19 protein-coding genes and 1 other RNA gene are annotated in these 19,600 nt (G+C 45.6%); 2 read left to right on the top strand and 18 right to left on the bottom strand.

Annotated elements, in window-relative coordinates:
- Positions 1-314: 314 nt before the first annotated feature.
- The 3 genes from QZL69_RS06680 to QZL69_RS06670 form a co-directional block, all read right to left on the bottom strand.
- A complete protein-coding gene (locus QZL69_RS06680; RefSeq protein WP_022214449.1) occupies positions 315-1,013 on the bottom strand; it encodes a CvpA family protein in 699 nt (232 codons plus the stop codon).
- A 10-nt stretch (positions 1,014-1,023) separates the two neighbouring features.
- Entirely contained in the window at positions 1,024-2,124 is a 1,101-nt protein-coding gene (locus QZL69_RS06675) for a DUF5711 family protein (protein WP_243002354.1), read from the bottom strand.
- A gap of 114 nt (positions 2,125-2,238) precedes the next feature.
- Positions 2,239-3,525: a LysM peptidoglycan-binding domain-containing protein gene (locus QZL69_RS06670; RefSeq protein WP_022214447.1), complete on the bottom strand. Its 1,287-nt coding sequence runs from the start codon at positions 3,523-3,525 to the stop codon at positions 2,239-2,241.
- Positions 3,526-3,712: 187 nt separating this feature from the next.
- Here QZL69_RS06670 and yyaC point away from each other — a divergent pair, with 187 nt between their 5' ends.
- Positions 3,713-4,261: a spore protease YyaC gene (gene yyaC, locus QZL69_RS06665; RefSeq protein WP_022214446.1), complete on the top strand. Its 549-nt coding sequence runs from the start codon at positions 3,713-3,715 to the stop codon at positions 4,259-4,261.
- On the opposite strand, the gene QZL69_RS06660 is transcribed toward yyaC, so the two are convergent.
- The 8 genes from QZL69_RS06660 to QZL69_RS06625 form a co-directional block, all read right to left on the bottom strand.
- Positions 4,258-5,196, bottom strand: coding sequence for a transketolase family protein (locus QZL69_RS06660; protein ID WP_022214445.1), 939 nt, complete (start codon positions 5,194-5,196; stop codon positions 4,258-4,260). The two genes, yyaC and QZL69_RS06660, sit on opposite strands and share 4 nt — an antisense overlap.
- Entirely contained in the window at positions 5,184-6,023 is an 840-nt protein-coding gene (locus tag QZL69_RS06655) for a transketolase (RefSeq protein ID WP_022214444.1), read from the bottom strand. The genes QZL69_RS06660 and QZL69_RS06655 overlap by 13 nt, the downstream gene beginning before the upstream one ends.
- 218 nt (positions 6,024-6,241) lie before the next feature.
- The gene (gene fsa, locus QZL69_RS06650; RefSeq protein WP_022214443.1) at positions 6,242-6,895 is read right to left on the bottom strand and encodes a fructose-6-phosphate aldolase; all 654 of its coding nucleotides are present in this window, start codon (positions 6,893-6,895) and stop codon (positions 6,242-6,244) included.
- Positions 6,896-7,151: 256 nt separating this feature from the next.
- A complete protein-coding gene (locus QZL69_RS06645) occupies positions 7,152-8,258 on the bottom strand; it encodes a LacI family DNA-binding transcriptional regulator (protein WP_022214442.1) in 1,107 nt (368 codons plus the stop codon).
- 38 nt (positions 8,259-8,296) lie between these two features.
- Positions 8,297-8,893, bottom strand: a complete 597-nt coding sequence (gene recR / locus QZL69_RS06640; protein WP_022214441.1) for a recombination mediator RecR — start codon at positions 8,891-8,893, stop codon at positions 8,297-8,299.
- Positions 8,893-9,249, bottom strand: a complete 357-nt coding sequence (locus QZL69_RS06635) for a YbaB/EbfC family nucleoid-associated protein (protein WP_022214440.1) — start codon at positions 9,247-9,249, stop codon at positions 8,893-8,895. The genes recR and QZL69_RS06635 overlap by 1 nt, the downstream gene beginning before the upstream one ends.
- Positions 9,250-9,286: 37 nt before the next feature.
- Positions 9,287-10,891 carry a DNA polymerase III subunit gamma/tau gene (gene dnaX, locus QZL69_RS06630; RefSeq protein ID WP_022214439.1) on the bottom strand — a complete coding sequence of 535 codons (1,605 nt, stop codon included), beginning with the start codon at positions 10,889-10,891 and terminating at the stop codon, positions 9,287-9,289.
- A gap of 102 nt (positions 10,892-10,993) precedes the next feature.
- Positions 10,994-12,076: a 6-phosphofructokinase gene (locus tag QZL69_RS06625; RefSeq protein ID WP_022214438.1), complete on the bottom strand. Its 1,083-nt coding sequence runs from the start codon at positions 12,074-12,076 to the stop codon at positions 10,994-10,996.
- 154 nt (positions 12,077-12,230) lie between these two features.
- Between QZL69_RS06625 and ffs the strand changes: the two genes are divergently transcribed.
- Positions 12,231-12,492, top strand: an RNA gene (gene ffs, locus QZL69_RS06620) — signal recognition particle sRNA large type.
- Positions 12,493-12,633: 141 nt separating this feature from the next.
- Here the strand turns inward: ffs and QZL69_RS06615 are convergent.
- The 7 genes from QZL69_RS06615 to QZL69_RS06585 all read right to left on the bottom strand — a co-directional run bounded on the left by QZL69_RS06615 (position 12,634) and on the right by QZL69_RS06585 (position 19,597).
- Positions 12,634-13,071 carry a GatB/YqeY domain-containing protein gene (locus QZL69_RS06615; RefSeq protein WP_022214437.1) on the bottom strand — a complete coding sequence of 146 codons (438 nt, stop codon included), beginning with the start codon at positions 13,069-13,071 and terminating at the stop codon, positions 12,634-12,636.
- A gap of 99 nt (positions 13,072-13,170) precedes the next feature.
- The gene (tadA, locus tag QZL69_RS06610; RefSeq protein WP_118252133.1) at positions 13,171-13,695 is read right to left on the bottom strand and encodes a tRNA adenosine(34) deaminase TadA; all 525 of its coding nucleotides are present in this window, start codon (positions 13,693-13,695) and stop codon (positions 13,171-13,173) included.
- A gap of 676 nt (positions 13,696-14,371) precedes the next feature.
- Positions 14,372-14,791, bottom strand: coding sequence for a hypothetical protein (locus QZL69_RS06605; protein WP_173907261.1), 420 nt, complete (start codon positions 14,789-14,791; stop codon positions 14,372-14,374).
- Between the two features lie 4 nt (positions 14,792-14,795).
- Positions 14,796-16,007 carry a GNAT family N-acetyltransferase gene (locus tag QZL69_RS06600; RefSeq protein ID WP_291518733.1) on the bottom strand — a complete coding sequence of 404 codons (1,212 nt, stop codon included), beginning with the start codon at positions 16,005-16,007 and terminating at the stop codon, positions 14,796-14,798.
- Positions 16,008-16,105: 98 nt separating this feature from the next.
- Entirely contained in the window at positions 16,106-16,633 is a 528-nt protein-coding gene (gene hpf, locus QZL69_RS06595; RefSeq protein WP_022214434.1) for a ribosome hibernation-promoting factor, HPF/YfiA family, read from the bottom strand.
- Between the two features lie 145 nt (positions 16,634-16,778).
- A complete protein-coding gene (locus QZL69_RS06590; protein ID WP_022214433.1) occupies positions 16,779-18,623 on the bottom strand; it encodes a glycosyltransferase 87 family protein in 1,845 nt (614 codons plus the stop codon).
- Positions 18,620-19,597 (bottom strand): glycosyltransferase family 2 protein, encoded by a 978-nt coding sequence (locus QZL69_RS06585; protein WP_022214432.1) that lies wholly within the window; start codon positions 19,595-19,597, stop codon positions 18,620-18,622. Before QZL69_RS06585 ends, QZL69_RS06590 begins: the two co-directional genes overlap by 4 nt.
- Positions 19,598-19,600 lie beyond the last annotated feature (3 nt).

The raw sequence follows: 19,600 nt of genomic DNA, 5'->3' as shown, positions 1-19,600 counted from the left end.
TATGTGTTTCACTGTTTAGTTATCAAGGTTCTTTATGTTTCGCTCTCTTTCGACAGCTCATTTAGTTTATCACGTTCATTTTCGTTTGTCAAGAACTTTTTTAAGTTTTTTTCAAAACTTTTTGATGAACTTTTGTGATTTCGTTGCTCATCAGCAACTCGTTTATTCTATCGCATTCATTTCTGAATGTCAAGAACTTTTTTAAGTTTTTTCTGTTTTTATTTCGCATCTACTTCATAAAACCCAGAAAAAATCCGCCTCATCTCGAAGCGGATTTAAGTATATCATCGTTGTTTTTATACGTCAAGCGTTTTTTATAAAATTTTTGAAAAAATTCGAACTAACGGGTCATATTGATAAAGAGTACTCAATAAGGTATCTTTTTCGATCAATTCGAGGGCTGTTTTTCCTATTTCGGTGCTGCATAACACAGTCAGTACCAGAAATGCGATCCATATAAATACGATTCCCTTGAGGAATCCTACTGCGCCTCCGGTCAGTTTATTTGCTGTTTTGAGAACCGGAAGTCCTGCGATCAGATTCAGGACATACACGATAAGCCGGATCATGATCGTAGATAAAATATATGCCAGTACATAGGACAGACCATTGATAACTGTCCTCGCAAGATATCCTGAAACATATTCTGTCATGGTATCTACGGAAAGTGCCGCATATGTTTCCGCATTATTGTTCTCTTCGAGATTTTTTCTGAGGAGATCCGGAAGTTTCAGACCGTCGATGAGGTCTCCTGTGCTGTCCGTCTCGTATTCTGCTTTTTCTTCGCCCTGGCTCTGCACGAAATTTGCACAGGTTTCCTGTATCGTATTATAGATTGGTGTTTTCTGCATGAGAAATTCATTTATATATGGATTGATCGCCCATGCAAGAGAAAGCGAAAGGAACACAAAGAAAAAAGAAACGATTTCTTTGATAAATCCCCGACTGTATCCTCTCCATACACATAATATCAATATGGCCAAAACAACAATTCCAAGCCATGTCACATTCATCTGCTGCTCCTTATTTAAGTTTTATCACATTGACACCGTTGTCCAGCACAAGCATGTACTTATTCCAGCCGATCTTGAAGAAGTTGTTGATTGTACCGTCAATGGTTCCATTATAACGTTCTACTCCACGGCTGTTCATGACGCAGATCTGAGAACTGTTGTACATAAGAATACATCCATCACTCATCTTGATCGTTGTATATGGAACATTGAATTCCTTCTCGAAGCGGAGAGTTCCATCTATGCTGTATACCTGCATTTTGTACTGTTTGTCTTTGTTTCCGCTCTTGAATACAAGGCCGATCGTATTTTCATCAAAAAATGTGCTTACGATTTCTTTCTTAACTTCTACTGTTGTGCCTTCCTTCGGGATCTGGGCTCCAGAATAAGTCGTGAATCCATTGTCCTTGAGTGCCACAGATCTGGTTGCGTCAATATATTCCACCTGCGGGATCACAACGCCCTCATAAGTATAGCCGCTTACGATATGGTCATCTTCACTCTGTCCCACATCGCCAAAGTTATAAAAGGCTACATAACTTGTCGTCTGGCTTCCCTCAACAAACTGATATGTCACCATCATGATCTCGCTGTTGTCCGAAATCGCCACATCCATCGGATATCCCGGATCAGCAACATGTGTCTGGTTTTCTGCGATCAGCGTACCATCGGAACTGTAGAAATTGATCCAGGTAGCATCCCCGCCATCAAGAATAGCAGCAACCATTCCCTGTGAGGAAACCCTCGCCTTGACAATATTATAAGATGTCGTCACACTTCCTGTCTCACCATCCTTGTCAAAGATCTCGATCAATGTGCCGTCCTGATCTGCGACAACAGCTCTGTCACCCTTAATGTCCGCAACAGGGTTCTTCATCTCATACAGAACACTCCAGTATGCCTCCATGCTGCTATTCACCAGAGAAGCTCCATCCGGACTGTAGCGCAGAATTCCATTTGCCATCTCCTCATAGCCTGTAGAAACCACGTCCTCCTGTTCGCTCGTCTGAAGGATCTCATAATCATGATAGCTTCGTTTCTCTACATAAAAATAAACAAGTGCCGCCACAGCCGCGATCACACCTATCGTAATCACCGTACCACGGTGCACAAATGAATTCTTCTTTTTTCGTTTTCTTTTCAGATTCTTTAGGATATTCAACATTTTAACCCTTGCCTTATGTGATCATTTATTTTGTGTTACATGCCGATTATAGCAAACTTTTCAGGGCAATACAATTATTTGTCCCGGATAAATGATCTCGTTCTCAGAAATACCGTTTGCGCGGCAGATGTCAGCAACTTTGTCCATGGTTCCATAATTTTCGATGCTGATCTGGTACAAAGTATCTCCCGGACGGATCGTATAAGAGCCCCGTGTCTGCATTGCAGATGTTGTCTCGCTGTCCTGATCTGAACTGGCCTGACCTGAGTTATCCTGTCCTGTGCTCTCTTCTTCATTCTGCTTCTTCTGCTGGATCCGCCGCTGTGCTTTCCTGGTATCAGATTCTTCCTTGTAGATCTGCGCCTCTTCTGCGCTGATCGTAACAGTTGGAATGAGCGTCGGCTCTGCTGTCGGCGTTATCTTCGGACTTTCTGTCAACTCCGCCCAGGAAGTCGGTGTCACCTGCTGCACAGACGCGGCAGGAATCTGTGTAATCTCCGTCTCCTGCATGATATCCGCAGAAGCAGTCCTTGTCTCTCCCTCAATGTTCTGCCCCACCTGATAATTCCGGTAAAAGCGCACACCGACCACTGCAAGTGCCAGCACGATACACGCCGTCGCCGCATAAGAAAAAACAGAAGTCTTCTCTTCTGTTTCCTCAGGTTCTTCTTTCTTCTTTTTCTGAATCAGTGATCGAAATGCCCTGACAGCATCATCCTGAACGGTTTCCTGTGACTCTTCCTGGATCTCAGGATTCTTTTCCAGCATGTAATTCTGCATCTGGGTATTTTTTTCATAATAGATATAATATCCACTCTGTCTCACCAGGAAATTATTTTCGTATCGAAAAAAAGCTTCTTCCTGTTCTGCCGTATCCATAAGCATCAGGATCTTCTCACCGCCGAACTGGTTCCTGTGCACCTTCCCAATCAATTCAGAAACCACCATCGGCAATGACTGCCTTGCCAGAAACCATCCTACGATCTCCTGCCCTTCAAAATATTTCTCCTGTTCTTCGTGGATCTTCTGCCACATATTCTGCGTGATCTCGATATGTTCTTCTGTGATCTCCCCGGCATCTGCCAGAAGTGCTCCCCTGATAAATGTATACCCCGTTCCGGACTGCCACCGGTTCTCTCCGAGAAAAACTGCCAGAATACCACTGTCCTCTTCTTGCTGGCACTTCGCCTGTGCCGCCCTGTGCAGGAATGTATAGACATAATCCTCTATATAGATCCTGTAATTCTCCCCGGCAAGTCCGATCTGACGTATATTCTTCGGCAGGTTCCACCCTGTTTCTCCGTCATTTACCTCCTGTTTCTCATCCTTATAAATGACTTCTATCATATCCTATCACCCCTTCAGGCATCAGGATAGCATATCCAAACCGCGGATTTTGGCATAATATAAGAGCCTTTTCTCAAAATTTAACGACAGATTCTGCATCTGCATAATTCAGAACGAACCGGGATACAATGAAACAGGAAAATATAGCCGGAATCTCAGATCAAAAATAAATTATGAGGATTTTCTTATGACTTTTTATATTAATGCCAGTCAGAGGGATTCGGTACTTCGGATCTCTCACACTTTGAAACAGTGTATTCTCGATCACCAGGAAAAGTGGTCGGAACTTGTCTTTCTCTGCATTGGAACAGACAGGGTTACAGGTGACTGTCTCGGACCTTTTGTCGGTCAGAAATTAAGCAGTTGTTCCACACCAGATTTCACAGTCTACGGAACGCTTTTTCAACCCGTTCACGCCCTGAACCTCACTGCCATGTATTCCTTCATCCGAAAACGTCATCCAGAGGCTCTGATCGTTGCTATAGACGCTTCTCTGGGACAAAAAAAGCACCTGGGTTATGTGACCATCGCAAATGGTGCACTTTACCCAGGTGCCGCAATTCATAAACAGCTGCCGTCAGTCGGCCATATTCATATTACAGGGATCGTCAATGTCTCCGGTGTGCTTGAACAGCTCACGCTCCAGACGACTCGCCTGTCTACGGTCGTTTTCCTCGCGGACACGATCGTTCAGGGAATCCTCGAAATGATTCCTGTAACAGATCTCAGATCTTAGACGAATTCTTTGACCTGTTTGTAGATACCTTCTCCATCCAGACCATATTTCTCAAGAAGAGCAACTGCCGGTCCGGATTCACCGAATCTGTCGTTGACACCGATACGTTTTACCGGTACAGGAGCTTTCTCTGCAAGGCATTCGCATACAGCGCCGCCAAGTCCGCCAATGATAGAATGTTCTTCTACTGTGACAACTTTGCCGGTTTCTTTTGCTGCTGCAACAATCAGGTCTTCGTCAAGAGGTTTGATCGTGTGGATATTGATAACTTTGGCTTCGATTCCGTCTGCTGCCAGTTTCTCTGCTGCTTCAAGGGAAGCTGCTACGCAGAGGCCGTTTGCAACGATCGTAACGTCCTTACCCTCACGGAGAACGATACCTTTACCCATCTCAAATTTGTAATCCGGGTTGTCGTTGATCACCGGCACTGCCAGACGACCGAATCTCATATAAACTGGTCCCTCGTATTCATAAGCAGCTTTTACCATAGCTTTTGCTTCGATATCATCTGCCGGGGACATAACTACCATGCCAGGAACAACTCTCATAAGAGCGAAATCCTCGCAGCACTGATGTGTTGCACCGTCTTCACCAACGGAGATTCCACCATGAGTTGCACCGATCTTGACATTCAGATGCGGATATCCTACGGAGTTACGGATCTGCTCGTAAGCACGTCCTGCTGCAAACATAGCAAATGTGCTGGCAAACGGAACCTTACCTGTAGCTGCAAGACCTGCAGCGATTCCTACCATGTTGCACTCTGCGATACCGCAGTCGATGTGACGCTCTGGAAATTCTTTCTTGAACATTCCTGTCTGAGTAGCTGCAGCAAGGTCAGCGTCCAGAACAACAAGACCCTCATGTTCTTTACCAAGTTCCACCAGAGCTGCGCCGTAGCTTGCTCTTGTAGCGATTTTCTTTACTTCTGACATAATGCTTCACCTACTTTCTCCAGATCTTCCATTGCCTGTGCATACTGCTCGTCATTCGGAGCTTTGCCATGCCATCCGGCCTGGTTTTCCATGAAGGATACGCCTTTACCTTTGACTGTCTTCATGATGATCGCAGTCGGCATTCCTTTGGTTGCTTTTGCTTCATCGAATGCAGCTTTGAGCTGATCCATGTCATTTCCATCTGCAACGTTGATCACATGGAAATTAAATGCTTCGAATTTCTTGTCGATCGGGTATGGAGAGCATACTTCGTCAACTTTACCGTCGATCTGAAGTCCGTTGTTGTCCACGATCACTACCAGGTTGTCCAGTTTGCGGAATCCGGCAAACATAGCTGCCTCCCAAACCTGACCTTCCTGGATCTCGCCATCACCAAGAAGTGTATATACTCTGTAAGATTCATCGCTCAGTTTTGCGGAAAGTGCCATTCCTACTGCTGCGGAGATTCCCTGTCCAAGAGATCCACTTGTCATATCAACACCCGGGATGTGTTTCATATCCGGATGTCCCTGCAGATAAGATCCGAGATGACGAAGTGTCTTAAGGTCTTCTTTCGGGAAATATCCTCTCTCAGCAAGTGCAGAGTAAAGTCCCGGTGCTGTATGTCCTTTGGACAGTACGAAACGGTCTCTGTCAGCTTTCTTAGGATCCTTCGGATCGATGTTCATTTCCTGAAAATACAGGTATGTGAATAAATCTGCTGCTGATAAAGATCCGCCCGGATGGCCGGCTTTTGCAGCATGAACTGCGGTCACGATGTCTTTGCGGACTTCGTTCGCAATCTTCTGAAGCTCTAATTTCTCCATGATTATTTCTCCTTTTATTAGTTTACAACAGACTCATGCTACAACCAATTCCAGCATTCGTCAAGCGATATGTATTGTTATATTGTTACTGTTCACAGGGTGTTTTTCCATGAATATGGCAAAATCCCGAGACATACAGGGCAAAATGCCATCACCGAAGGTGATTTGGAATGGATTTTGACCAAGTTACTGTGAACGGGGTGAACAGTAACTTTATATTATTCACCAAATACTGCTTTGTAGTCTTTCTGGAACTTCTCGATTCCAGCGTCTGTCAGAGGATGTTTTGTCATCTGCTCAAGAACTTTGTATGGAACTGTTGCGATGTCTGCACCAGCAAGAGCACACTCTGTTACATGGATTGGATGACGAACGCTTGCACAGATGATCTCTGTTGTGATTCCTGCTACTTCGAACATCTCAACGATCTGACGGATCAGCGGAAGTCCGTCTGTGGAAATATCATCAAGTCTTCCAAGGAACGGAGATACATAGGTAGCACCTGCTCTTGCAGCAAGTAAAGCCTGGTTAGCTGTGAAGATCAGAGTAACGTTTGTTTTGATTCCTTCTTTGGAAAGAACTTTGACTGCTTTCAGTCCTTCTACTGTCATAGGGATCTTAACTACCATGTTCGGATGGATCTTTGCGATCTCACGTCCTTCTGCAATCATTCCTTCTGCGTCTGTTGTGGTAGCTTTAACTTCACCGCTGATCGGTCCGTCAACGATAGATGTGATCTCTTTGATCACTTCGTTGAAGTCTCTTCCTTCTTTTGCGATCAGGGACGGATTTGTGGTAACACCACAGATGATTCCCATGTCATTTGCTTTACGGATGTCTTCTACATTGGCTGTGTCGATAAAAAATTTCATGATTGATTCCTCCTGAATTCTGCTGTTTTTGAATAGCATCGCTTTGATGATTTCATTATAGCAGATAGTTTTTTGAGGTCAAGGCGGGCAAAAATTATTAATAATTTTTTTATTAATAAATTCGCATTTTATTAATAACTTCGAGTGAAAATCAAATGGATTTTGTATAAATCCAAGTACATTTTATGGTTTTTTTGATCGTTTCCCGAAGGGGATTTTAAATTATTAATAATAATTTCAGCCCAATATATTTATTTTATTTTTTATCTTTCTCATCTGTCGTTCTCGCGTATGCAGTTGTCTTGCGGACGATCAGCTTCGGTGTGTATTCGATGTTATAAACACTCGTTGGCTGAAGCCCTGTATAAAACTGATCATTTGTCGTGATCTTTCTTATGATGATATCACAGGCATCTCTGCCTTTGAGGGCAACAAAGTGGTCGATCGTCGTCAGCGAAAGCCTGCGGATCCCTGAATAAAAAATATCATCGCAGCCGATCACGGACACATCCTTCGGAACACGGATCCGGGATTCCTCCAGCGCATCGATCGCACCGATCGCCATCATGTCATTCTGACCGGCGATCGCGGTAAACTTGCGCTGTTCTTTGAGAAGTTCCATCGTAAGCTGATAGCCCATGGAATATTCAGAATCCATACGGGGCATCCTGCGGTCGATCGACTCATCGGCTGCTTTGATGAGGACATGTCCTCCAAGCCCTTCCTTCTCGTATTCCTTGACAAAACCGTCAATCCTCCTGGAACGCTGCCACTGTCTCCTTGTCAGGGGCGGTGTGATAAACGCCACATCTCTGTGTCCCAGGTCCAGGAGGTGGCGTGCCATCAGCCTGCCTACCATAGTGTTGTCCTGATTGATCGCGTCTACGGTGATCGTCTTTTCTTTGTTGCTGATGATAACCAGAGGAATCCTGCGTGCCAGTTCCTCCACTCTCTTCTGAAAATCCGGATTTGGATTGCAGGTATAAATGATTCCCTGTGGTTCTATGTTTCCGATCATCCTCAGATACCGCTCTTCCAGTCTGGCATCTCTCTGCGTATTGCAGATAAAAACGCCGTAGCCCTTCTCGTTTGCTACAGATTCAATACCCTGAAGCAGAAGGACATAGTAAGGACTGGTAAGAGTAGGACAAAAAACAACGATCAGTTTTTCTTTCCTGCCATTGTTTTTGTGCTTGCGGTGAGGCAGCTCGTACCCCAGTTCTCTGGCGGCACGCTCTACCTTCTCTATCGTTTCTTCCGAAAAAGAAACATTATTTCTGCGATTGAGGATCATCGATACAGTGGCCTGGGAAACCCCTGCCCTTTCTGCCACCTGGGAAGAAGTTGCCTTCTTTCTAGCCAAAGCCTGTCACCTCTTTCTGCTTTTTGTCTGAAAATCTGTCAAAGCTGGACTCTGCCTTCCAGCGCACGGAGCAGGGTCACTTCGTCAATGTATTCCAGATCTCCGCCTACCGGCACGCCGCTGGCGATCCTGGTGACTTTGATCCCGGTCGGTTTGATCAGTTTGCTGATGTACATCGCCGTTGTCTCACCTTCCAGGCTGGAATTTGTCGCAATGATGACTTCTTTTACGTCTTTCTGCAGTCTCTGCATCAGTTCCTTGAGACGGATGTCGTCCGGTCCGATGCCGAGCATCGGGGAGATCGCACCGTGAAGTACATGGTACACACCGTCGTATTTGCCGGTTTTTTCATAGGCAGCAAGGTCTCTGGTGTTCTCCACGACCATGATCGTGCTTGCATCTCTCTTGGGATTTGCACAGATCGGGCAGAGTTCCTGATCGGTCAGAGTACAGCAGTTTTTGCAGTAGCGAACTTTTGCCCTTGCTTCTGTGATGGATGAGGTAAGCTGCCCTACCTGGTCCTTCGGCATATTCATGATATGAAAAGCCAGACGCTGGGCGGATTTCGGTCCGATTCCCGGAAGGTGGGACAGCTGCTCGATCAGCTTATTGATGTGTGTGCTGTAATATTCCATCAGAAAGGAAGTCCTCCGCCTAAGCCACCAAGTCCTCCTGTGAGTTTGGACATTACTGCTGTAGATTCTTCTTCGACTTTGCGCAGAGCTTCGTTTGTAGCTGCTACGATCAGGTCTTCAAGCATTTCGATGTCATCCGGATCTACTACTTCTTCGTCAAGTTTGACTTTGGTCACTTCACGTTTACCGGAAATGGTTACTTCTACTGCTCCGCCGCCTGCGGTTGCTGTGAATTCTTTTTCTTCTAATGCTTTCTGGTTTTCTTCCATCTGACGCTGCATTTTCTGCGCCTGTTTCATTAAGTTGTTCATGTTTCCAGGCATACCCATGCCCGGGAATCCTCCACGTTTTGCCATGATTGTAAATCCTCCATTAACTTAAAATTTTTATTCTTTACTCCTCCAGGGATGAGCCTGGCTCTTCCTCTATCTGTACATCCATATGGATGTTCTGGCGGATCGCCTGATCCACCGTGATCTGTGTCAGGTTTGTCTGCTGATGATCCTCTGCGACAAGCATATGAAGTTCGACGCTCTTACCAAGCTGCTTCTCAATGATCGCCTGAAGTTCCTGCTTTGCCTCGGAATCATCCGGATAAAGCCTGCCGAGCGGTGTCTGGAACTCTACATACAGTATCGGCTCGCCTGTCTCTCCGTTGTATTTCGGGATTGACTGCAGAAGTGCCTGCTTAAAAGCTGCCGTCGTCTGACCGACGATCACCTTCCAGCCGGATACGATCTTTTGCAGATCCTCCGGGGCGGCTTTCTGCGGTGGTGCTGCCGGGATCGGGGCTGCTTCCTGTACGGATGCTCCCGCACTCTGGACAACGACCTGCTGCACCGGACGCTCATCGATCCTCTGTTCCAGCACACGGATACGGTCAAGGACAGAATCCAGATTTGTCTCCATTGCCGGACGGCAGAGCTTGATCAGCGCGATCTCCACCAGAACTCGTTTCTGTGTTGCGAAACGGATCTGGTTTGAAAGTTCCGAAAAGATACGGATGTATCTCATCAGAGTATCGATATCCGTCATTTCACTCTCTTCTTTGAGAAGTTTGAGGTTCTCAGATGAGACGTCGATCGCTTCTTCCGGATTGTCGGAAGTTTTGACCAGGAGAAGGTTTCGCATGTACCAGGTAAAATCTCCTACAAACTGGCTCAGTTCCCTTCCTCCTACGATCAGTTCCTCCAGGCTACGGATCGCAGCGGTCACATCTCCTGCGAGGACTTTTCGCAGAAGTTTGCTGAAAACTTCTGTGTCCACGGCTCCCAGGACTTCCAGGACTTTGTCATAGGTGAGCGTCTGACCAAGATAAAAGGCAATACACTGATCCAGAAGACTCAGCGCATCTCGCATGGAACCGTCGCCGGCTTTTGCCACATAACGGACGGCTTTTTCCTCTGCCTCTACGCCCTCTGCCTTAAGAAGTTCTGTCAGGCGGGCTGCGATCGTGTCGATCGAGATCCTGTGGAAATCATATCTCTGACATCTGGAAAGGATCGTGATCGGGATCTTGTGCGCCTCCGTCGTCGCCAGAATAAAGATGACATAGGACGGCGGCTCCTCCAGAGTCTTGAGCAGTGCATTAAAAGCTCCCGTAGAAAGCATATGCACCTCATCGATGATGTACACCTTGTAATTGCCCTCCGTCGGGCGGTAAGTTACTTCCTCCCGGATCTCACGGATGTTGTCAACACCGTTGTTGGATGCCGCATCGATCTCGATCACATTCATCGAAGTTCCTGCCTGGATCGCTTTGCACATCTCGCATTCATTACAGGGGCTTCCATTGACCGGATGCTGACAGTTGACTGCTTTGGCGAGGATCTTCGCTACAGTCGTCTTACCGGTACCTCTCGTTCCGCAGAAAAGATATGCGTGTCCGATGCGGTTGGCATTGATCTGATTCGTCAGCGTTGTCACAATGTGGTCCTGCCCCTTGACATCAGCAAAATTATCAGGCCTGAACTTCCGGTACAGGGCAGTATAACTCATAATTGTACTCCTTTTCCTGCCCGGGCGGGCAGTTTCCCGTCAATATCCCCGGGCATTAAGCCGCCGCAGGAAAACTCCCGCGGCGGCAGTTATTGTTTAGTCTCAGTCTCCGAAGCTGATACCGATCTGTTTGGCTGCTTTGACGATCTGGTCTTTCGGAGAAACCATCTTGAGTTTGCCAGCGCATTCTGCAAGCGGAACTCTCTTGATCTTGCCATTGATGATACCGATCATGATGCCGTATTCCTCATCCAGAATGGCCTCTGCTGCACCTGCACCGATCCTTGTAGAAAGAACGCGGTCATACGGGCACGGCTCGCCGCCTCGCTGAATGTGTCCCGGAACAGTGACACGTACTTCGCTTCCGATGACCTGATTAATCTGATCTGCGATCTCGTAGGAAACTGACGGGTATTTCTTGGCTCTTGCTTCGAGTTTTTCTTTGTATTTCTTCTTAGGAAGTTCTGCGTCCTCCTTGGAGATCGCACCCTCGGCTACTGCGAGGATCGTGAAACGCTTGCCTTCTTTGTTACGTTTCTCGATCGCGGAGCATACTTTCTTGATATCATATGGGATCTCAGGGATCAGGATGATATCTGCGCCGCCTGCGATTCCGGCATGGAGTGTCAGGCTTCCAACCTTGTGTCCCATGATCTCCACGATAAATACGCGGCCATGAGAAGTTGCTGTTGTGTGGATGCAGTCGATCGCGTTGGTAGCGATATTTACTGCACTCTGGAATCCAAAAGTCATATCTGTGCCATAGATATCATTATCGATCGTCTTCGGAAGATGGATGATGTTGAGACCTTCTTCTCTTAACAGATTGGCTGTTTTCTGTGTTCCGTTTCCTCCAAGGATAACGAGGCAGTCCAGGCAGAGTTTGTAGTAGGTCTGTTTCATAGCCTCTACTTTGTCAAGGCCCTTCTCATCCGGCACGCGCATCAGTTTGAATGGCTGACGGGATGTACCGAGGATCGTGCCGCCTCTTGTCAGGATACCGGAGAAATCCTTCACGGTCAGCATACGGTATTTGCCGTAGATGAGTCCTTTATATCCATCGTCAAAGCCGTAAACTTCCAGGTCGTCCACTGTATTGGACAGAGCCTTTACAACACCTCGCATGGTTGCATTTAAAGCCTGGCAGTCGCCGCCGCTTGTCAACATTCCGATTCTCTTGATCATAGAATTGTCCTCCTCACTGCGTATTGTTTTCTACGCAAAGTAGATTTTGCAGTCGTTTAAAAATCTGTATCAAAAAACATCTGCAATTTGATTTCTATTATATAATACTTTGCCCCCTCTTGACAAGTATACAAAAATCGTTTATACTTAAATTCCGCGCAGCCGGGGAGATAGCGGTGCCCTGTACCTGCAATCCGCTACAGCAGGGGTGATGCCAATCTGAGGCTTGTATCTTGTGGAGCAGCCCTTTATAAGTGGCGTTGACGTCTGGGTCTTACGCAACAGGACTCTGTGAACCGTGTCAGGGCAGGAATGCAGCAGCACTAAGCAGAACCTCTTGTGTGCCGTGAGGGTGCCTGGGCCGAGTTAACTGTAGAGGTAACGTCCATGGGAACATTTCGAAGTGCGGCGCGCGGAAATAAAGAACTTTCATACTCCGATGACAGAGATGGCATTGGAGTATTTTTATTTTTTACAGGCAGAAGTTTCTTTATACAAACAGACCGGGAACTACAGGATTTCTTACCTGACAGTTTCCGGTCTGTTTATTCCGTGTTTTATTTGCAGAACTCTGCTACTACCTGGTTGATGAGTTTGCCGTCTGCTTTACCTTTGAGGTCGCCCATGACAGCTTTCATGATCTGGCCTTTGTTCTTGGTTGCGAGAACTTCTGCGAATTTCTCTTCCAGATAAGTCTTGATCTCTTCTGCGCTCATCTGCTGTGGTGCGTATTTTGCGATTACATCGTATCTTGCCTGGTATTCTGCACGAAGGTCCTCACGGCTTTCCGGGCAGGTATCGAGCTGTTCTTTGACTGTCTTTAATTCTTTGAGGATCACGCGGTCAACCAGCGCTTCCGGAATATCATCACGGCATCCTTCGTCGATGGCTGCTTTTTTGGCTGCGGAGATCAGAGCGGATACTGCTTCCTTGGTTGTTTTATCCTTTGCTTTCATGGCTGCTACCATGTCTTTTCTTAATGCTTCTACTGTCATTTTCATTTCCTCCTCGTTTATCGGATTGCTGTTCAGCATACGGCTTCTGCAATCACTCTTTGTTTATTATCATAGCACGATTTCTGCAAAAAACAAGATTTACTGTTCCTCTGTTTTCTGCTCCTGCATTTGCTGTGCTTCCTGCTTTGCGAGCATTTTGCGTTGTTTTTTCTTTTCGCGGAGTTCGCGGAAGAAGTCGGACAGCATTGTGGAGCATTCTTCCTGGAGGACGCCTCTGGTGGTTTTTACCTGATGATTGAAGCCTTCTACTTCAAGAAGGTTCAGGACTGAGCCCGCACATCCTGCTTTGGGATTCATGCTTCCGATCACCACCTCATCGATCCGTGACTGGACGAGTGCGCCGGCACACATCTGGCATGGTTCGAGTGTCACGTACATCGTGCAGCCTTCCAGCCGCCAGTCGCCAAGTTTTTTGCTTGCTTTGCGGATCGCGTTCAGTTCTGCGTGGGACAGGGTGTTCTTGTCTGTATTTCTGCGGTTATATCCTCTTGCGATGATCTTGCCTTCGTATACGATCACACAGCCGATCGGAACTTCTTCCAGTGCCCGGGCTTTTTTTGCCTGACGGATCGCTTCTTTCATGAATTTTTCCTGTTCTGTCAACATGTTTTCTCCCTTTTTTATCTGATGGAGTTTCTAATTAGTTGTTACTGTTCACTGGTATTTCAGGTAGAAAGACCTTCATGTAAATAAGTGTCCTCTGGAGCATCCTCCTGGAGATAATTTATTGACTTGCTTGTAGGCAAGTACAATTCTAACCATCCATTTATTTATTGACTTGCCTGTAGACAAGTACAATTCAAACCATCCATTTTTTTGAATTTATGTACTCTGTTGCTACTTTCTTTTACCGTAGTCATCCAAAACTCCTAACTTCTGTTGACTTCCTTATAACTTACTCATCTCCCAGTCATTTCCCTCTCCAATTTCTGTAGACCTTTAAATAACTTACTTCCTGTCAAGTCATTCAGACCTCTAAATTTTGTGGGTCTTTAGGCGATTTACTTTCCGTAAGGTCATTCTGCCTCCCGATTTCCATGAACCTTCAACTCGCTTGCTTCCTGCCTAATCATCCAGCCAGCTTTCCCTCGCACACAATCACTTACTTTGCGCGGTCAGGTGGAGGACACACCAGGAAAGCGACCACACCATTGCCTCTGAACAGTACCTTAAAGCCTTTATAATTAAACAAATTCACAATTTTGTATAAAAGAAGGTACTGCAGAATCATCATATTTGATGACTTTACAGTACCTTCTTTTTTCTCATAAGTATGTGTTCATTTGGAAGAACCAAATCTATTCAGAACTGAATAAAAAATACCTGATATGACGCGAGTCACTACTGCCACTCCCCAAAACACCGCAGTATATAACATCAAAAGAATTCCATTTGCCGGATTTGGATCTGCTTCCAATATTTCTCCCATCGGTATGACCAAACCTGCATAACCTGCCAGGATATAGCAGATAAGATAAATAAAGCAGGCACAAAAACTGATCATCCAGGAAGTTATCCAGTTTTTTCTGTTTATGGCAGAAGAGCACAATATGCTGACTCCCATCAAGAATATTCCAGCCAGCAGAAAAAACTCCACTACATAAATTGACTTTACATAGAAAAGAACACCAATCATCCACAGATATATTTTCGCTCTCAAAAGCCCGTCCAAAACAGAAATATAATTATTTTCTTTCATATTCTTAAAAGTAATCCGATATGTACGGTGTCTGCTGCTCAATCGCGTCTTCGAGCATGTCGATGGTCCACTCGGCGACTTTGATCCTGCCGATCCTTGCGAGGTATTCGGGGCGTTTGTAGCCCATCAGCATGGTAGTCATGGTTTGAATGCTGATCTCGTCCTGGCAGGGTTCCATAGTGCGGACTGCCTGGCCTTTGCCTTCTCTGGAGATGGTCAGACAGAAATTTCCCTGGTTGCACTCCATGACCGGGTCGATCAGTTTAAATTTCCATTCACGGTCGAGGACGCTTGGCTTGAACGGATACTTCTCGATGAAGGACACAAAATCCACGATTCTTCCCATATAGTATGGCGAAATCACTTCCCTGATGCTTGCATCTTCCAGAAGAAATGCCAGAGGTTCATCCGTGTAAGTATCGCCCTCCACCTGATTAATCATGGAAAAATGTGCCGCCACGAAGTTCCATAATCCGGTTCTTGCCTCTTCATTATTAAAGATCATGTCTTTAATATGAAAAACTTCCTTCGCGATCCAGTAGATCACATATCCGTCCGGTTCATTGTTCTCATTATAATAAACGGCCGCCATGATATCGTCGGAGTCCCACAGCCAATATTCATTCCACGCCAGATCATCACGGAGGATTGCTCCATGTGTCCGCATGGCATAACGGTTATAGGCTTCCTTCAGTTCTTCGCCCTCGGTATCGACACGGCGTACATCACCCGGGACCTGATGGTTCTTCGGAAGCTGATAGTCTTTGATCTCGTAGGAGATTTTGTCTGAGATGATCTCCCATCCCTTGCGGCGGTAATATGGAATGGAATATGGATACAGATAACAGATGTCCTGTCCTCGCTCCTTCATGTTCTTGAGTGCCTGCTCAAGAAGTTTGTGCATCAGTCCCATGTTGGAGTATTCCGGATAAGTTCCTACTCCGGTCAGACCGCCCATGGCGTAAGTCCTGCCAAAGATACGTGTCTGCATAGGATAAACTGCCACCTGTGAAACAAGATTATCGTCATCAAACCATCCGATCACATCTGCCTTTTCCATGGTTGGAAATTTGGCGCGGATGATCTCACGTTCCTGCCATCCGATGGAACTCAGCTCCTGTTCCGTAACCTGGAACACATAGCGGAGAAGGGCATTGTACTGTTCCATATATTCGCTGCCTACGGGTTTCATTTTCAGGTTTTTCTTGTTATTCATGATTCCTTTCCCTTTTTCACCAATAAGTCCCATCCCTCATAAGAGAGATGGGACTACGTTTACTTAATGTTTACGAAGTGCACTAACCTCGATCAAACTTAAAACTCAGGCTCGATCAAACCGTAAGTATTGCCTTTACGTTTGTAAACCACATTCACCTGATCTGTCTCTGCATTGTAGAATACAAAGAAGTTGTGTCCCAGAAGTTCCATCTGTACACATGCATCCTCCGGATACATTGGTTTGATGCCGAATTTCTTGGTACGGATGATCTTAACCTCATCCTCTTCCTCGTAATCCTTGTCAATGTATTCCTTCTGGAAGTTTGCTGCAGCCTGCTGTTTGTCTACGATTTTATTTTTGTATTTACGAAGCTGACGCTCGATAACTTCTTCTACCAGGTCAATGGATACGTACATATCGTTGCTTACCTGTTCGGATCTGATAATATTTCCTTTTACCGGGATTGTAACCTCGATTTTCTGTCTTTCTTTCTCAACACTTAAAGTTACGATAACTTCTGTGTCAGGAGTAAAATAACGCTCCAGTTTGCCGAGCTTGTCCTCAACGGCTGTTCTGAGTCCTTGGGATACTGTGATGTTCTTTCCACTAATAATAAATTTCATAGTCCCATCCCCTTTGCTGTTTATTTTGGATGATATATATTCAACCTTCTGGTTGTCTATGTGACCATTATAACACATTCATTCGAATTTTAACACAACTTTACAAAATTTTTATAAAAAATCTGATAAATTTTTTCGGTATTTTCTATTCCACACCTGTGATACACATTTGAAGACTGCGTTTTTCTTCATGTTCCTCACTCCGTGGTTCCACAAGCTGTGCCAAAGCCTTGCCTGCCTCTACACAATACAGACCAATTCCGCTGTTCTGTGGTGCATCGCTGGTGATCTCAAGCTGATAAGTTCTTCCACTTTCCACATCTACAGAATGTTTCAGGAAAGAATACAGCGCAGTGTTTTCTTTGAGACCGTAAGTATCCCCTTCACTCTCATAGACCACTTCCCCGGACTCTTTGTCACGGAGCACGACTTTGAGGCTGTAAAGGTCAAGGTCTGTCTCTGTATATACACGGATCTTGATGTCAGAGATTTTATTTCCGGAAACGGTGAACTCCTGAATGATCGGATGATCCCGCTCCAGCATCACGACGTTTTCCATCTCCATATTCTGGCGGCTGTTGTCAAAGAAGACTGTTTTGCCCTGCAGAACGCCCATCGCACAGACAGACATCGGAAGCACAAACGCCGCTACGCCAAAGAGAAACGCCGCGCGGATCTGCCATACCAGACCTCTGGAAATGATACTGCCTTTCTTCTTATGATAACGCGGATGTCCAAAGACAACATAAAGCAAAAGCACGATCCACATCGCTGTACAGAGAAGTTCCTGGTCATGAAATCTGTAAACATCCCACATACGCACGGCAAAGTTCCTGTCCTTAAGAATATATTTCAGGATTCCGCCATTCAGAACTCTCTCATCTACCATACTCTGGCTGCAGAAAATATACATCGCCAGCATAAAGATGTTTGTGATCATCAGAAGCAGATTTCCATTCTCATTCATAAAGATATTCAGTACGAGGAACGGAGCCATCAAAAGCACCCACTGCGGATTCCATGTCGAAAATCCAAACACAGAAAAGCTCACTGCCACACAGAAAAAGACTGCCCAGGAAGCCAGAGTTTCTTCTTCCTCCACTTTTTTCTGATAAGCCCAGACCAGTACAAAGGCGGCAACTGCTGCCATCAGATTGATCCCACTGAAAAATCCCACTGTAAACGGCTTTTTGACATATTCAAGGGCACTGAAGCCAAACACATTTCTTCGGAATGCTTCTGATCCGATGTTCGGCAGGATCTCCACCATAAGCGGAATCGCCATGATGACCGCATAACGGATCAGATTTCGGATCTTTTTCTCCTTTAATAAAAGTAATGTAAGGAAATACAATGCTGCATGATATTTGAAAGTACAAGCCATTCCAAATGCCAGCGCAAACTGCCACATCCTGTTCTTCAGGAAAAAGTACAGCCCCAGCACCATAAAAAATACAGTAAAAATATCATACTGGCTGAAGATAAACTGGCTGAACACCCCCATCGGAAATACCAGAAATGCAAATTTACAGAGGAGAGATTTTTTCTCCCCGAATCCCATTTCTTTACCGATATGATAAATAAGCTGTGCGGTGATAAAATAGACGATCACCGGCAGAAGTTTGTACCACATCAGATTGACAAAACTATTTGTCAGAATCGCCTCCGGCGCATGCCCTGTCAGATAAAGCGGCAGGTTCCAGATTGCATAGGCGATAAACGTACTCGGCAGATAATTTGCCCAGTAGCCGCCGGACTGCTCATAACTTGCCTGATAAAAATCAGAAAAATGTTTATACATCAGGAAAGATCTGTTTCCTGTAAGCTTCACATCTGAATGCACACAGGTAAAAAAGAGCACTGTCAGGATCAGGATAGACACGATCCAGTCCACTTTGCACAGTTCATTGCCGTTCCAGAGCTTCATTTCTTTCCACTCTGCTCTTTTGCGGTTCAGAAAACTCTGTTTTTTTGCTGCTTTTTCTTTCATACCTTTTTGCGCTCCTCTACCTCATCCTCTTCATCTTCGTCAAAATTCAGGCGTTCTTCTTCCACGACAAGCGGTCGGTCAAGCACACGGCTGTTGATACTCAGTACATACTCACCAAGGAATCCAATAAAGAACAGCTGCAGTGCTCCAAGAAAGAACATACCGATGACCATAGGAGCAACACCGGCAGAAAAACGATCCCAGTACATCAGTTTCAACACCAGATAGACAAGTGCTGCAACCAGGCTTAAACCGCCGATGATAAATCCTGCAAATGTCGCCAGTCGCATAACAACTTTGGAATAAGAAGTAATTCCGATCATCGCATAATCGTACAGACTGTAAAAATTATTTTTACTCTTTCCGGCACGGCGTTTCGGCTGTGTATACTCGATCGCCTTATAATCAAAGCCAAGCTCCGCAATGATCCCACGTAAATATGGCAGTGGATCATGAAGGTCACGAACCACATCTACAAACTTTTTATCGTAAAGTCCGAAACCGGTAAACTGCTCGATATGATCGATATCCGTGATCTTGTTGATCACCTTGTAATAGCAGGAACGGATCCAGTACATGCCCTTGCGCTCCTTGCTGGCACTTTTGACACCGATGACGATCTTTGTTCCCTGTTCCCATTCACGCACAAATTTCGGGATCATATCTACCGGATCCTGGAAATCTGCACACATACGCACAACACAGTCTCCATACGCCTGTTTCATTCCATAGACCGGAGAACGTGCCTGTCCGAAATTCTTGGCGTTGAAGATTGCTTTGATCTTTTTATTATTGGCACACAGTCCACGAAGCAGTGCCTGGGTGTTATCCTTGGAATGGTTGTCGATAAACAGGATCTCATAATCGTATTCACTGAGATCGCGTTCCATGACTTCCGACACCGCTTTTGCAAGAGGCACTACATTCGCCTCTTCATTATAGGTGGGAATTACCACCGAAATTTTTTTCTTCATTCT

This window comes from Blautia sp. CAG:237, from assembly GCF_000436615.1.
In the GTDB taxonomy this organism is placed as follows: Bacteria; Bacillota; Clostridia; order Lachnospirales; family Lachnospiraceae; genus Blautia_A; species Blautia_A intestinihominis.
This window is presented reverse-complemented; position numbering and strand designations above follow the sequence as displayed.

Bases quoted from the DNA above. Each gene is read 5' to 3' on its own strand.
- QZL69_RS06680 (WP_022214449.1), bottom strand. From the start codon at position 1,013: ATGAATGTGACATGGCTTGGAATTGTTGTTTTGGCCATATTGATATTA.
- QZL69_RS06670 (WP_022214447.1), bottom strand. From the start codon at position 3,525: ATGATAGAAGTCATTTATAAGGATGAGAAACAGGAGGTAAATGACGGA.
- yyaC (WP_022214446.1), top strand. From the start codon at position 3,713: ATGACTTTTTATATTAATGCCAGTCAGAGGGATTCGGTACTTCGGATC.
- QZL69_RS06660 (WP_022214445.1), bottom strand. From the start codon at position 5,196: ATGTCAGAAGTAAAGAAAATCGCTACAAGAGCAAGCTACGGCGCAGCT.
- QZL69_RS06655 (WP_022214444.1), bottom strand. From the start codon at position 6,023: ATGGAGAAATTAGAGCTTCAGAAGATTGCGAACGAAGTCCGCAAAGAC.
- fsa (WP_022214443.1), bottom strand. From the start codon at position 6,895: ATGAAATTTTTTATCGACACAGCCAATGTAGAAGACATCCGTAAAGCA.
- recR (WP_022214441.1), bottom strand. From the start codon at position 8,893: ATGGAATATTACAGCACACACATCAATAAGCTGATCGAGCAGCTGTCC.
- QZL69_RS06635 (WP_022214440.1), bottom strand. From the start codon at position 9,249: ATGGCAAAACGTGGAGGATTCCCGGGCATGGGTATGCCTGGAAACATG.
- dnaX (WP_022214439.1), bottom strand. From the start codon at position 10,891: ATGAGTTATACTGCCCTGTACCGGAAGTTCAGGCCTGATAATTTTGCT.
- QZL69_RS06625 (WP_022214438.1), bottom strand. From the start codon at position 12,076: ATGATCAAGAGAATCGGAATGTTGACAAGCGGCGGCGACTGCCAGGCT.
- QZL69_RS06615 (WP_022214437.1), bottom strand. From the start codon at position 13,071: ATGACAGTAGAAGCATTAAGAAAAGACATGGTAGCAGCCATGAAAGCA.
- QZL69_RS06605 (WP_173907261.1), bottom strand. From the start codon at position 14,791: ATGAAAGAAAATAATTATATTTCTGTTTTGGACGGGCTTTTGAGAGCG.
- QZL69_RS06600 (WP_291518733.1), bottom strand. From the start codon at position 16,007: ATGAATAACAAGAAAAACCTGAAAATGAAACCCGTAGGCAGCGAATAT.
- hpf (WP_022214434.1), bottom strand. From the start codon at position 16,633: ATGAAATTTATTATTAGTGGAAAGAACATCACAGTATCCCAAGGACTC.
- QZL69_RS06590 (WP_022214433.1), bottom strand. From the start codon at position 18,623: ATGAAAGAAAAAGCAGCAAAAAAACAGAGTTTTCTGAACCGCAAAAGA.
- QZL69_RS06585 (WP_022214432.1), bottom strand. From the start codon at position 19,597: ATGAAGAAAAAAATTTCGGTGGTAATTCCCACCTATAATGAAGAGGCG.